At 62.1% G+C, this 13,737-nt stretch carries 11 protein-coding genes; 6 read left to right on the forward strand and 5 right to left on the reverse strand.

The genetic code is table 11. From position 1 onward, the window contains the following. Nucleotides 1-6 precede the first annotated feature (6 nt). Complete coding sequence (locus ABRP84_RS05725; RefSeq protein WP_349852984.1) at nucleotides 7-1,113, reverse strand: AbrB family transcriptional regulator; 1,107 nt, start codon at nucleotides 1,111-1,113, stop codon at nucleotides 7-9. 58 nt (nucleotides 1,114-1,171) lie between these two features. On the opposite strand from ABRP84_RS05725, the gene ABRP84_RS05730 reads away from it, so the two are divergent. Then, nucleotides 1,172-1,942, forward strand: coding sequence for a TSUP family transporter (locus ABRP84_RS05730; RefSeq protein ID WP_349852985.1), 771 nt, complete (start codon nucleotides 1,172-1,174; stop codon nucleotides 1,940-1,942). 1 nt (nucleotide 1,943) lies between these two features. On the opposite strand, the gene hrpB is transcribed toward ABRP84_RS05730, so the two are convergent. Then, entirely contained in the window at nucleotides 1,944-4,214 is a 2,271-nt protein-coding gene (gene hrpB / locus ABRP84_RS05735; protein WP_349852986.1) for an ATP-dependent helicase HrpB, read from the reverse strand. Beyond that, entirely contained in the window at nucleotides 4,215-4,880 is a 666-nt protein-coding gene (locus ABRP84_RS05740) for a sugar O-acetyltransferase (RefSeq protein WP_349852987.1), read from the reverse strand. A gap of 45 nt (nucleotides 4,881-4,925) precedes the next feature. Here ABRP84_RS05740 and ABRP84_RS05745 point away from each other — a divergent pair, with 45 nt between their 5' ends. From ABRP84_RS05745 to ABRP84_RS05755, 3 genes are read left to right on the forward strand one after another with little or no spacing between them, the layout of a single operon-like run. Continuing rightward, nucleotides 4,926-5,615 (forward strand): alpha-ketoglutarate-dependent dioxygenase AlkB family protein, encoded by a 690-nt coding sequence (locus tag ABRP84_RS05745; RefSeq protein ID WP_284772147.1) that lies wholly within the window; start codon nucleotides 4,926-4,928, stop codon nucleotides 5,613-5,615. Between the two features lie 39 nt (nucleotides 5,616-5,654). Next, nucleotides 5,655-6,194, forward strand: a complete 540-nt coding sequence (locus ABRP84_RS05750) for an NADPH-dependent FMN reductase (protein ID WP_349852988.1) — start codon at nucleotides 5,655-5,657, stop codon at nucleotides 6,192-6,194. A gap of 35 nt (nucleotides 6,195-6,229) precedes the next feature. Then, a complete protein-coding gene (locus tag ABRP84_RS05755) occupies nucleotides 6,230-6,949 on the forward strand; it encodes an SDR family oxidoreductase (RefSeq protein ID WP_237792272.1) in 720 nt (239 codons plus the stop codon). A gap of 66 nt (nucleotides 6,950-7,015) precedes the next feature. Here the strand turns inward: ABRP84_RS05755 and ABRP84_RS05760 are convergent, their stop codons facing one another. Together ABRP84_RS05760 and betT are read right to left on the reverse strand one after the other, a co-directional pair. Continuing rightward, a complete protein-coding gene (locus ABRP84_RS05760) occupies nucleotides 7,016-8,593 on the reverse strand; it encodes an aldehyde dehydrogenase family protein (RefSeq protein WP_349852989.1) in 1,578 nt (525 codons plus the stop codon). Between the two features lie 45 nt (nucleotides 8,594-8,638). Beyond that, complete coding sequence (gene betT / locus ABRP84_RS05765) at nucleotides 8,639-10,879, reverse strand: choline BCCT transporter BetT (protein ID WP_239275737.1); 2,241 nt, start codon at nucleotides 10,877-10,879, stop codon at nucleotides 8,639-8,641. A gap of 334 nt (nucleotides 10,880-11,213) precedes the next feature. Between betT and betA the strand changes: the two genes are divergently transcribed. Beyond that, a complete protein-coding gene (gene betA / locus ABRP84_RS05770; protein ID WP_349852990.1) occupies nucleotides 11,214-12,986 on the forward strand; it encodes a choline dehydrogenase in 1,773 nt (590 codons plus the stop codon). Nucleotides 12,987-13,014: 28 nt separating this feature from the next. Further along, nucleotides 13,015-13,698, forward strand: coding sequence for a LysE family translocator (locus ABRP84_RS05775; RefSeq protein ID WP_349852991.1), 684 nt, complete (start codon nucleotides 13,015-13,017; stop codon nucleotides 13,696-13,698). Nucleotides 13,699-13,737 lie beyond the last annotated feature (39 nt).

Here is a 13,737-nt window from a genome sequence, read left to right on the forward strand (position 1 = left end):
CGCACGCTAGCGCCTTTTAGCAAACTTGCCGACGCCCCTAATGAGCTGCGGCAGGTACCCGGCAATGACCAGCACGGCGATGAGCCGGGTGAGCTGCACCGCGATAACCACCGGGCCAGCCCCGCCTTCCGCGGAGAGCGCGAGCACGGTCTCTAACGCGCCGGGGCTGGTGGCTAGGTAGGCCTCGAAGTAACTGATATTCAGCCAGTGCATCAGCGGCCACGCCGTGGCCGCGCACAGGCCGAGGACCGCGGCAATGGAAAGAATCGTCGCGGGAAGCTGCTTGGCAAAGGCCTTGAGCGCGGGGAGCGATAGCCCGCCGCCGCAGACCCAGCCGATGGATAAAAAGGCGATGACCTTAAAGGCATAGATCGGCTCTAACGTATGGCCCTCCGGCAGGAAGAACGAGGCCAGCACCGTTAAGATCAGCGGTCCGAGGACGGCAGCTGCGGGCAGGTGCAGGAATTTACCAAGGCTTTCGCCGACCAGCGCGATAACGAGCACCAACGCGATGATCCACCAGGTGGTTTCTGCCTCCAGCCTTAAGTCACCGCCCCTTCCGGCCGGCGTATCGAGGAAGGTCACGACGGCGGGAAGGGATACGGAAACGATCAATAACCGCAGGTATTGGGTGAGCGCGACGTAGCGGTAGTCGGCACCGAGTTCATCGGCAAGCGCAGGCATGAGCGAGGCACCGCCGGGAAGCATGGACAGGATACCGGTCTCGGAGGAGACGTCCCGCGGCTGCTGGCGGTGCAGCATAACGCCGCAGAAGATGCCCAACGCGATGGTGACAAAGGACATGGTTATGGCCGCCGGCAGGTATCCCACCAATTGGCCAAAGGAGACCACCGTTAGCGGCAGCGCGGCCATGATGCCGATGAATCCGCGCGATAGCCCATAAAATTTGCGGTTTACCTTGAGGTCCTCGCCGGTGATAAGCGCCATGGCGCCGGAGGCGATGATCGCGGCCAAAATCCACGCGGCCGGCACGTGCCACATACTAAAAAGCCAGCCCAAGAGGATGGAGACGGGGACCACGATGCCCCACCGCAGGATGGTGTGGGTGTCTACGCTTAATCTCCAGTGCCGTTTAGCCACGCGTTCTCCCATCTTCTGCTCGTCTTCGATCGAGTCTAGACCTCCCCGCCGCGGGGTTTATGATCTCCTCATGGATATCGACGTGGCGCAGTGGGCGGTGCTCCTTGTGGGCGCGGCGGGTGCAGGCTGGATTGATGCGGTCATCGGCGGGGGAGGCCTCGTGCTTATTCCGCTATTGCTTGCCGTCGTACCGGGGCTGGCACCGGCAACGGCGCTGGCCACCAACAAGCTCGCGGCGGTTTCTGGCACGGCATCGGCGGCCGTGACCTTGGTGCGCAGGGTGCGCCCACCCGCAGGGGAGCTCGTTCGCTACGCCCTCATCGCGCTCGTGTGCGCCGGACTGGGCGCGAGTGTGGCGGCGAATCTAAATAGCGATATCATGCGCCCGCTCATCATCGTGCTGTTAGTAGTGGTGGGCGTCTTCGTGACCTTTAAGCCGAGCTTCGGCACCACCGAGTCACCCGGTATCCGCGGCGGATGGCGCACCTGGGCGGGGCTTGTGGCGGTCGCGACCATCTCCATTTATGACGGCATCTTTGGGCCGGGCACCGGCATGTTCCTCATCATGGCCTTTACCTTCATCTTCTCCCAGAACTTCTTGAAATCCGCGGCGATGGCCAAGGTGGTCAATACCGCCACGAACCTTGGCGCGCTGGTGACCTTTATCCTTGGCGGCCACGTGTGGTGGACCCTTGGCATCGCGTTGGCCGCCGCCAATATCCTCGGCGCGCAGGTGGGCGCGCGGACGGTGCTCAGCGGCGGGACGAAGTTTATCCGCTATGCCCTTCTTACCTTGGTCGTGGTCATGAGCTGCTATTTATCCTGGCAGCAGTGGGGTTAGGCTACATCTGGTTCTTGGTTCGCGCGGTGGCGATGGCATTCCACGGATCCTCGGGCCACGGGTGCTTGGGGTAGCGTCCGCGCATATCGGCGCGCACCCCGGCGTAGGGGCCGGACCAGAAGCTAGCAAGATCATCGGTGACCGCCAGCGGGCGGCCGGCGGGGGAGAGCAAGTGAAATTGCACGCGGTTGCCGCAATACTCCGGGGATTCGGCCAGGCCGAAGCACTCCTGCAACTTGATGTGGACCACGGGGCGCTCGCCCGACCAATCGATTTTGGCATCGCGGCCGGAGGGCACGGGCAGGCGCTGAGGTGCGAGCTCGTCTAAGCGGGTGGCTTCGGGCCAGGGAAGCAGGCGCTGCAGGGCGGGGTACATGTCTATCTTGGCGGTGGGGGTTCCCGCGGCAATCTGGTGCAGCTCGGGCCCGAGCCACTCGGCGGGATCGGCAGCATCGACATCCGGCCACGGATCGCCGTAGTGCGCGTGCAGGTGGCGGAGCCTATCTTTTAAGCTCTGGGCCTTCTCGCTGAAGGTAAATAAGCCCAGGCCCTCTTCGCGGATGCCGGCGGCTAATGCCTGGGCTGCGGCATCGCCGGTGACCTTGACCGCGGTTTCGGACAGCACAATCGCCCCGGCCGCCCGGACTTTGACTCCGCGCACGCGACCCCCACGCAGAAAGGCGCGGGTTTCTTCGGTCACGCCGATGGCATCCAGCGCGGCGGACTCTGCGATGCGCGCGGCGGTGCGGATGATGGGGTTTCCAGCGTTGGAGAGGGTGACCTCCGCGATGGCGAGCCACGGCGAGCCGGCCAGCCCGGAGTTATCCAGTAGCCGGGCGCGGGTGCCGCTGGCCAGCAGATAGTCTTCACCCACGCGCTTGGCCACCTGCTCGGGATAGGCGGTGGCGACGACCTCGCCGGGGTCTGCGGGGCCAAGATCCTCCACCAGGCGAGACAAGCGCTTGATTTCCTTCTGCGGGGCGGGGCGGCGGGTGAGATCGGTGGTGTTGGTGGGGGCATCGGCAAGCGCGGCGATGGTGGGCGCCGCCTGGCTGCCGTGCCGGATAAGGGCCGCGCCGAGGCGGGGATCGGTGGGCAGCAGGGCGAGTTCCTGCGTCGCACCAATGCGCTCGAGGGTGGCGCGCGCGGCCGCAAGGGCCTGGGCGGGCGGCGAATCGAGCAGCGGGAAATCCGGGCCCGCGCCCCAGCAGTCTAAAAACAGCGCAGCCTGCGTGAGATCCGCGGACAGGATCTCCGGAGTGGTGTGCGGGGAAAAGTGTTGGTAATCGTCCTGGGAATAGCAACGAATGACCGTACCTGGCGCCTCACGCCCGGCACGGCCCGCGCGCTGGTCCGCGCTCGACTTCGACGTGGAGACCGTCACCAGGCCGGACATACCGCGCTGCGCATCGCGCCGGGGAACGCGGGCCAGCCCGGCATCTACCACCACACGCACGCCAGGCACCGTCAGCGAGGATTCCGCGATGGACGTCGCCACCACAATGCGCTGCTCATCGGTATAAAGCGCGGCATCCTGCTCCGCGGTGGTCTGCTTGCCGTGCAGCGGGAAAACATTATGGCCCTGCAGCTCCTCGCACACCAGGTTGACCTCGCGCACGCCGGGCACGAAGACCAGCGTGGATTCGTGCTGGCGGGCTGCTTGCTTGGCGATGCCCCCGTAAAACTCCCGCGACCCCGCCGCGCGCCCCGATTGCGGTGCGTACTGGATATCCAGGGGATAGGTCACCGCCTCGGTGGTGTGGACGGGTGCGCCCATGAGCTGGGAAAAGCGCTGCGCATCTACCGTAGCGGACATGGCGATGACGCGGAAGTCTTCGCGCAGCTCTGCCAGCTCCAGGCACATCCCGAGCACCAGATCCGTATCCAGCTGGCGCTCATGGACCTCATCGATGGCCACGGCGGCCACGCCCTCGAGCTCCGGATCTTTCAACAGGCGGCGCAGCAGCACGCCCGGGGTGACGAACTCGACCTCGCTGCCCATGCGGGATTCGCCGCGGATGGCGAAACCGACCTTCTCCGGGGTGCCGCTGAGGGTGCTCAAGCGCTGGGCGGCCGCGCGCACGGCCACGCGGCGCGGGGCGGTGACGATGACCTTGCCGCGCCCTGCAGCGTGATTGGCCAGTGCCGGTGGCACGAGCGTGGTTTTACCCGTGCCGGGTGGTGCCTGAATGACGACGTTTCCGGTGCTAGGCAGCGAATCGATGGTCTCGGCTACGGGCAGCCCCGCGCCAATGCTGGCGAGATCGAACATTTACTGCGCGGCCCCAAAACCTTCCACGGGGCCGTCCAAATCTTTGCGCTCCCACGAATCCTCATCGCCGTCCAGCGTGCGCACCACGCGGCCGGGCGTGCCCAGGACCAGCGAATTATCCGGAATATCCTTGGTCACCAGCGTGCCGGCACCAATAACGCAGTTTTCACCAATGGTAACCCCCGGCATGACGGTGGCATTGGCCCCAAACCAGGTATTGCGCCCCACGGTGATGGGGTGGGCGATTTCCCACCCGCCCTCGCGCATCGCGTGATCGTTGACGGGGTGGCCCACCGTAATGAACGAGCAATTGGGCCCAATCAACACGCGATCACCGAATGTGACCTTGGCCTGGGCTAAAATGCTGCTGCCAAAGTTGATGAAGACGCCTTCCCCACAGACGATATTGCAGCCGTATTCCATATTCAGCGGCGCGTGCGCCCCCGGCACGTGTGATTCCTCCGACAGGATCTCCCGCAAGATTTCCTTCGCCTGCTCCTTATCGGTGTTGTGCAGATCGTTGAACTGCCCAATCAGCCCAAAGGTGCGCTGGTGCTCCTTATCGATGTCCCCCATGCCCGGCAGGTGCCACTGCCCACCGGTCATTCGCTCCCAAGTGCCGTAGCGTTGCAGGTCGTGCAGCTTCTGTTCATCCATGGTGGCCATTGTAGAAGGAGCGTGGCCTAACCGATTAGCGGCTAGGGTGGAGGAATGCTTTTTGATTCACTGCCGCGGCCGAATGCGTACGTCGCGCCGGGCGTGGGGCACGTGCCGGGATGGGTGGGCATCGGCAAGCAAAAGGCCCTTGTAGAAGAGACGCGGGAGATTGCTCGCGCGTATGCGCATACGCCGATGGCGATGGTGCAGCCGCGGCTGAAATCGGGCGGGCAGATGAGCGTATTTCAGCTGCATCTTGGCCGGTATTGGCATTACCCCAGTTACCGGTACGTGGACAATATGGAAGGCACGGTGGTGCCGCCGGTACCGGATAGCCTGCGGGAATTGGCCCCGGCGGCGCTGCGGCAGGCGGCCCAGGTTGCCCCGGAGCTTGAACCATGGGTGGATAACTTTGTGCCGGAGATGGCGTTGGTGAATTATTATCCGCCCGGCTCGGCGATGGGGATGCACGTGGATGACTCGGAGGAATCGCCCGCGCCCGTGATTTCGCTTTCGATTGGGGATGAGGCCCTCTTCCGCATAGGCCATACCGAAAACCGCACTAAGCCCTGGGACGATGTGACTTTGTGCTCGGGTGATTTGGTGGTCTTTGGCGGGCCGAAGCGCTTTGCCTACCACGGGGTGGTGCGGGTAAATGATGGCACGCTGCCGGAGGGATGCGGGCTGCAGGAAGGCAGAATCAATATCACCATCAGACAAGTTTCAGCGAGCGCGGTAGGCTAGGGCGGGTTACATAAAGGTTGAAGGAAAGAGGTTTTTCTTATGTCCCGAATTGGCATCATCATCGGCTCTACCCGCGATAAGGCGGCAGGCCAGGCAGTAGGCGAGTGGGTCAATGACCTCGCCCAAGGCCGCGAGAACGGCGTGGAGTACCAGCTGTTGGAGCTCAAGAAGTTCAATGTTCCCATCCTCACCAGCGAGGTTGTTCCGGGTGCGGCGAATAAGCAGTACGATGACGCCAACGTGCAGGAGTGGTCCAAGGCCGTCGATGCCTGCGATGGCTTTGTCTTCGTGACCCCGGAGTACAACCACTCCGTACCTGGTCCGTTCAAGAATGCCTACGATTCGCTCGGCGCGGAATGGGCGGGCAAGCCGGTGGCCTTCGTGGGCTATGGCTCCGTTGGCGGCGTGCGCGCGGTCGAGGCATGGCGCAATGTCGTGGCTAACTTCTCCATGCCACAGCTGCGCAACCAGCTGGACTTTAATATCTTCACCGACTGGAACGACGGCGAATTCCGCCCTAGCGATGACTCCTACGAGCGCGCAAACTCCCTGCTTTCTGAGCTCGAGGACGCACTTTAAGTAAAAGCCCTGCACCGTGCCGCGCGCTGCGTAGCATGGGGTGCATGACTGAAAAGAAAGTAGCAGTAGTAACAGGCGCCTCCTCTGGCATTGGGGAGGCCACCGCGCGTTCTTTGGCCAAGGATGGCTGGCACGTCGTCGTGGGCGCGCGCCGGACAGACCGCCTGCAGCAACTTGCCAATGAGATCGGCGGCGAGGCCTATGAGCTGGACGTTACATCTGATGTCTCCGTCTCCAAGTTCGTCTCCCACCTCGACCGCGTAGACCTCTTGGTCAATAACGCCGGCGGTGCCAAGGGCTTGGAGCCGCTTGTCGATACCTCCATCGAGGACTGGCAGTGGATGTACGAGACCAACGTGCTCGGCACCGTGCGCATGATCCAGGCGCTCATGCCCAAGCTTGAGCGGGTGCCAGATCTGTCCGGGCTGATTATTAACGTCGGTTCCATTGCCGGCTGGACCGTGTACGAAGGCGGTTCCGGCTATAACACCGCTAAGCACGGCGTGCGAGTGATTTCCCGCGCGCTGCGGCTAGAAAACCACGATGTGCGCGTTACCGAGATTGATCCTGGCCGCGTGGCCACGGACTTTTCCTTGGTGCGCTTCAAGGGCGATGAAAAGCGCGCGGCCAAGGTGTATGACGGCCAGCTCAACCTCGTGGCAGAGGACATTGCCGAGGCAATCCGCTGGGTCGCCGCCCAACCGGCCCACGTCAACGTGGATACGATGACCATCAAACCGCGCACACAAAGCTAAGGCCCCGCGGGGCTCTTAAAAAGAGCGGCGGGGCGGGGCCTTAGGCTTTATAGTCCTGCTTGAGCCTTATTGCAGGCCAAACTGATCCCATGCGGCAGGGGTCAAGTTCTGGTACACGTGCTTGTGCTCCTGATATTCGGCAAGGCCGGTCGGGCCCAGCTCGCGGCCATTGCCGGACTGCTTGTAGCCGCCCCATTCCGCCTGCGGCAGGTACGGGTGGAAATCATTGATCCAAATGGTGCCGTGGCGCAGGGCGCGGGCAACGCGCTCGGCGCGGCCGGCATCGGAGGTGTACACCGCGCCGGCCAGGCCATACTCGGTATCGTTTGCGATCTCGATGGCCTCTTCTTCGGTGGTGAAGGTCTCGATGGTCACGGTCGGGCCGAAGGCCTCGTCGTGGACGCAGTCCATCTCGCGGGTAGCGCCGTCAATGATCGTGGGCAGGTAGTACACGCCCTGGCCCAGATCCGTGGTGCCGGTGCCGTGCTGGCCGTTGGTGTCCTCGCTGGTGGCGGCGCGGCCGCCGGTGAGGATCTTGGCGCCTTGTTCGCGGGCCTTGTCCACGTAGGCGGCCACCTTCTCGCGGTGGTCGGCCGAAATGAGCGGGCCGGTTTCCGCCTTCTCATCGGTGGGGCCACCGATCTTGATCTTCTCGGCGCGCTCGACCAGTGCGGCAACGAACTTATCGTGCAGGGACTCTTCCACCACGATGCGCGAGCCGGCGGAGCAGACCTGGCCGGAGTGGAAGAAGGCGCCGTTGAGCGCATTATCCACGGCGACGTCGAAGTTGGCATCGGCAAAGATAACGTTCGGGTTCTTGCCGCCAAGCTCCAGCGCGGTGCGCTTGACGGTTTCGGCCGCGTTCTTTGCAATCAGCTTGCCGGTGATAAGGCCGCCGGTGAAGGAGACCATGTCCACGTCGGGGTGCTGGGAGAGCGGATTGCCGCAGTTGGCGCCGGCGCCGGTGATGAGGTTGCCCACGCCATCCGGCAGGCCGCATTCCTTCAGCGCCGCCATGAGCAGCATGGCGGTGTGCGGAGTCAGCTCCGCCTGCTTGAGCACGAAGGTATTGCCGGCAGCAAGGGCTGGGCCCACCTTCCAGGACACCTGCAGCAGCGGGTAGTTCCACGGGGTAATCAGGCCGCAGACGCCCACCGGCTCGGCGTCGATGCGCGAGCGCAGGTTGGGATCTTGCGGGTCGACCACGCGGCCGGCTTGGTGCTGGGCCAAGGTGCCGAAGTACTCGAAAGCATTGGCAATATCGTCCATATCGCCTAAGGATTCCTCGTAGCGCTTGCCGGTATCCGCGGATTCGGCTTGAGCGAAAAGCTCCTTGTGCTCCCGGATGAAATCCGCCAGGCGGATGACGATCTTGCCGCGCTCGGCGGACGGCGTTGCGGCCCATTCGCCCTTATCGAATGTTTTACGTGCAACCTGGATGGCACGCAGGGTATCTGCCTCGGAGGCTTCGGAGACGACGCCGACGGTGGAGCCATCGGCAGGGCAGACAATGGTACGGGTCTCGCCATCCTGGGCGGCCTCCCACTGGCCGTTGATGAAGAGCGACTTCGGGGCATCACCGGAGTGCACGCCCTGGAGCAGTTCGGTGGTCGTGGGATCGAACAAGGTGTTCTGGGTGCTCAAAGTGCAAGCAACCTTTCTCTAATTGCGGCGGTATCGCCCGCCAGTTTAACTATCTTCGCGCCAGGTGCGTTCCGGCTCGGCGCCATCGGAGACATCGGAATCGCCCGGCTGACTTTGCTGCATGTAGAGGAATGCCAGGTGGCGCTCGTACAGGTCCAGCACGTTATTGATGATCTGGTTTTCGGAGTAGCCGTAGACGTCATAGCCCAGCGAACCGGTCATGTCATAGACCTCAAGGCGGTAGTACTCGCCGTCGCCCTCGCAGAAGTCCGGGCGCTCCGCGGAAACCGGGAAGAGCTGGTAGCGGAATTGGCGCTCGTTGTGCAGCCGGACTTCGAGATCGAGCTGGGGCAGCTCGGCATCGGGAAGCTCACTGGTGAGCAAGATGGCGTCATAGCCGCGGGTGCGCATTTGCGTGGCCACCTGCTCGAGGGCGTAGGTGGCGGTTCCCCGCAGGTAGTCATCCATGTCCTGTTTGGTGGGGAAGGAATTGGCGCGGTCCAGGCGGTTCTTCCACAGGTTGGAATCGCTCGGCTCGCGCTCGGTGCGGCTGCTGATGGCGCCGTGCAACGCGGTTTTCCGGGCCTCACGCTGGAGGATTTCCAGGCGCAGCGACTTCCAGAGCGAGAACATGATGAGGTAGACCACGAACGCGAAGGGTAGGCCCATGACCACGGTTGCAGACTGCACGGTGGCAATGCCATCGAGCTGTAGCAACGCCAAGGTGAGCGCGCCGACGGTGATGGACCAGAAAATGCGCAGCCACCGGGCGCCATCTTGCCGGTTATCCGTGATGCGGGAAGTGAAGTTCGACATGACCAGCGCACCGGAGTCGGCCGAGGTGATATACAGCAGCAGGCCGATGAAGGTGGTCAGGAAGATGACGATGGCGGAGCCAGGGAATTCCTGGAGCATGTCATAGAAACCCTGCTCAGGAACGTTGATGGCGTTTTCCGCAAATTCCGGATAGTCACCAGAGCGCACCATGTCCAGGGCGGTATTGCCAAAGAAGGACATCCACATCAGGATGAACAGGAAGGGGAAGGTCAGCGTGCCCAGGATGAACTGGCGCAGCGTGCGGCCGCGGGAAATGCGGGCCAGGAATAGGCCGACGAAGGTTGCCCAGGCAATCCACCAGGCCCAGAAGAAGAGGGTCCAAGACTGCATCCAGGTATCCACGCTGGCTTGGTCCTCAGCAAAGGCGAAGGTCTCTAGCGTCCAGGAGGGGAACTTGGAGACGTAATCACCGATATTGGTGACGATGGCGTCGAAGAGGTAGGCGGTCTTGCCAAAGACCACGACGTAGATCATCAGCGCGATGGCCAGGTAGACATTGAGCTCAGAGAGGAAGCGAATGCCTTTATCCACACCGGATACGGCAGACAACGTCGCAATGGCGACCGCGATAATGATGAGCCCTGATTGCAGCCCCAGTCCTTGCTCGATGCCGAAGATGAGGTGGAAACCGTAGGACAGCTGCACCACGCCGATGCCCAGGGATGCGGTAACGCCAAAGACGGTGCCCAGCATGGCGGCAATGTCCACCGCCGAACCAATGGGCCCATGCACGCGCTTGCCGATGAGCGGGTACAGCGCCGAGCGGATAGCCAACGGCATATTCAGGCGATAGGCGAAGTACCCAAAGGCCATGCCCATCAGCGCATAGAGCGCCCAGCCGGTAAGTCCGTAGTGGAACATGGCATAGACCACGGCTTCTTTTGCGGCCTCCATGGTTTCGCCATCGCCCACCGGCGGGTCCATGTACATCGTGACCGGCTCGGCCACGGCGAAGAACATGAGGTCCACGCCAATGCCGGCGGCAAAGAGCATGGATACCCACGAGAAGGTATTGAATTTGGGCCGGGAGTGGTCTGGCCCCATGCGGATGCTGCCGGTATTGGAAAAGGCGATGTAGAGGACGAAGACCACGGCGATGGTGGCGGTCAGGACGTAGAACCATCCCAGGTTCGTGCCGATCCATCCGGTGACGCTGGCGAGGGTATTCGCCGCGGATTCTTTGCCAAAGCCCGCATACAGGGCCATGGCGATAATCAGGACACCGGAAATGATAAAGACCGGCCAATTGGGCTTGGGCGCGGCCACCTCGTCTGCGCCGACATCGTCGCCGGTTTCGGCCTTGTAGCTGCCGACGATGGCGCGGACTTGGTTGCGCGGTTTATGGCCCTTGTCCCCAGTTGGGTGAGTCTCCCCAGTGGAGTGAGCGAGAGAGGTGTCGGAATCCCCTGTGTGGGACTCTTCATGGTCGTGCGGACCACGGTTTGCCATCTACTTCTCCTAGTCTTGATCGATTAAGTGCCGAATCTTTCGCAAGGCTGCCCCACAATTCCCCGAAAAGAGGGGTAAGAGATAGGTTGGTGGCATAAATCATATGCGAGCAATCTATGCGTAAAGACCCCGGATTTCATCTACTCAGATGCATATCCGAACACCGTAAATATACATTAATCTGGGAAAACGTCCACCAGATGTGTATTCTGGGGGCGCTATTGTGCATAAATGAAAGCGGAAAAGCGCAGATTTTTTTGCGCAGGATACAATGGATCCGCCCGAAATACGGCGAGAACTACGTGTGAGATGGCTCACAGAAGGAAGGGGATTTATGGGTATTGTGGACAAGTTGACTAAGAAGCGCTCGACAAAGAGGGCGACGGATGAGGTCAGCGATGTGGTCGTCGTCGGCGGTGGCTCTGCCGGCTCCGTCATCGCGGCTCGCCTGACCGAGGACAAAGACACCCGCGTGCTCGTTCTTGAGGCCGGACGCCCGGATTCCCTGTGGGACCTATTCATCCACATGCCTTCCGGTTTCTCTTTCCCCATCGGGGCAAAGAACTATGACTGGATGTATGAATCCGATCCGGAACCGGAGATGAATGGTCGCCGCATCTACCATGCGCGCGGCAAGGTGCTCGGCGGTTCCTCTTCCATCAACGGCATGATCTACCAGCGCGGCAACCCCATGGACTACGAAAAGTGGGGCCAGAACCCGGGCATGGATAACTGGGACTTTGCCCACTGCTTGCCGTATTTCAACCGCATGGAAACCACCGCTGCCGCAGACGACGATGATCCGCGCCGCGGCCACGATGGCCCGCTCTACCTGTCCCGCGGTCCTGCTACCTCGCAGCTGTTCCAGGCTCTTTTCAAGTCGGTACAAGAGGCTGGCTATAACCTAACCAATGACGTCAACGGTTACCGCCAGGAAGGTTTTGCCCCCTTCGATCGCAATATCAAGCACGGCAAGCGCTGGTCCGCTGCCCGCGCCTACCTGTACCCCAACCAGGACCGCGACAACCTTGAGGTGCGTACCCGCGCATTTACCACCAAGATCCTCTTTGAAGGCACCAAGGCAGTGGGCGTGGAATACGAGTGGCAGGGCGGCACCCACCGCGTCTTCGCAGACAAGATCGTCTTGTCCGCCGGTGCCATCAATACCCCGCAGCTGCTTGAGGTCTCTGGCGTGGGCGACCGCGAGATCTTGGAAAAGCACGGCATCGATGTGGTCAAGCACCTGCCAGGCGTCGGCGAAAACCTGCAGGACCACCTTGAGGTCTACATCCAGTACGAGACCACCAAGTCCACCGCTTCCTCCCAGCCTTACCTGGATAAGTGGCGTTGGCCGTTTATGGGCCTGCAGTGGCTGCTGACGAAGAAGGGTCCAGTGGCTACCTCGCACTTTGAGGGCGGCGGTTTCGTGCGCTCCAACGAGGATGAGGCCTACCCGAACTTGATGTTCCACTTCCTGCCCATGGCGGTGCGCTATGACGGCCAAAAGGCCGACGTTAAGCACGGCTTCCAGTGGCACGTTGGCCCGATGTTCTCCGATACCAAGGGCCACGTGCACATCAAGAGCTCCGATATCCGGCAAAAGCCCTCCATCCTCTTTAATTACCTGCGCACCGAGCAGGACCGCCGCGAATGGGTAGAAGCCGTCCGCGTCGCCCGCTCCTTGCTGGATACCAAGGCAATGGAGGAAGTTGGCGCCCGCGAGTTCAGCCCGGGCCCAGAGGTCCAAAGCGATGAGGAAATCTTGGAGTGGGTCCGCAATGACGGCGAGACCGCACTGCACCCTTCCTGCACCGCCAAGATGGGCGATGAGTCCGATCCCATGGCCGTGGTGAACCCAGAGACCATGGGGGTATGGGGGATCGATGGCCTGTATATCGCCGATGCTTCCGTGTTCCCCTCGGTTCCCAACGGCAATATCTACTCTCCAACTATGATGGTGGGCGAGAAGGCTGCGGACCTTATTGCCGGCCGCACGCCGCTCGAGCCTAACTACACTCCGTGGTACAAGGCTCACGAGGATATGCCTCTCTACGCCGAAGGCGAGGCAATCCGTGACCACAAGGAGGCGCCGAAGGGTGCTTACTAACGCCCGCTTAATTTAAGGAGTCAAAGCCGTGACCATTTCCTCTCTTCTTACCTTGATGGGAATTTGGCTCGCGGCTTTGGTGTCTCCGGGCCCGGATATCGTGCAGGTCATCCGCGTGGCCCCACGATCCATGCGCGCCGGGCTACTGTGCGCGGTGGGGGTATTTAGCGGAACGGTCTTTTGGATTGTCGCCTCCCTGGCCGGTTTATCGGCGCTAATTACGGCGCGGCCGGGCGTGCTGAGCATCTTGCAATTGCTCGGCGGGCTTTTCTTGCTGTACATGGGCGTATCGTCCCTGCGCAGCGGGTTAGCCGCGCGGCGCGCGCCCGCCCGCGAGGTGGACACGGAAGACTATGCGGACCAGGCGCGGGCGGCTGGCGATGCCGACGTTGAAGACATGACCAACTGGCGGGCCTTCAAGCTGGGGCTGGTGACTAACCTGTCGAACCCCAAGGCTCTGGTATTTTTCGGTGCGGTATTCGCCCAATTCATCCGCCCGGATATGTCTGTGGGGTGGACTATCGCGGTGGCGTTAATCCTCGCGGCCATGTCCTTCGTGTGGTTTTCCGCCTTTGCGCTGCTCGTGCGCGCGGCCGCGCGGTGGACGGCGCGGTATTCCGCCACCATCGATATGGTCTCAGGCCTCGTCTTTGGCCTGCTCGGTGTGGTGATGGCCGGGGAGGGCGCCACCGCGCTGCTGAAATCACAGTAGTTACCTGTTTCGCTGCAGGTGAGACACTTCCTACAGTTG

Origin of the sequence: Corynebacterium sp. KPL2861 (assembly GCF_040225475.1) — a bacterium.
Classification (GTDB): Bacteria; Actinomycetota; Actinomycetes; order Mycobacteriales; family Mycobacteriaceae; genus Corynebacterium.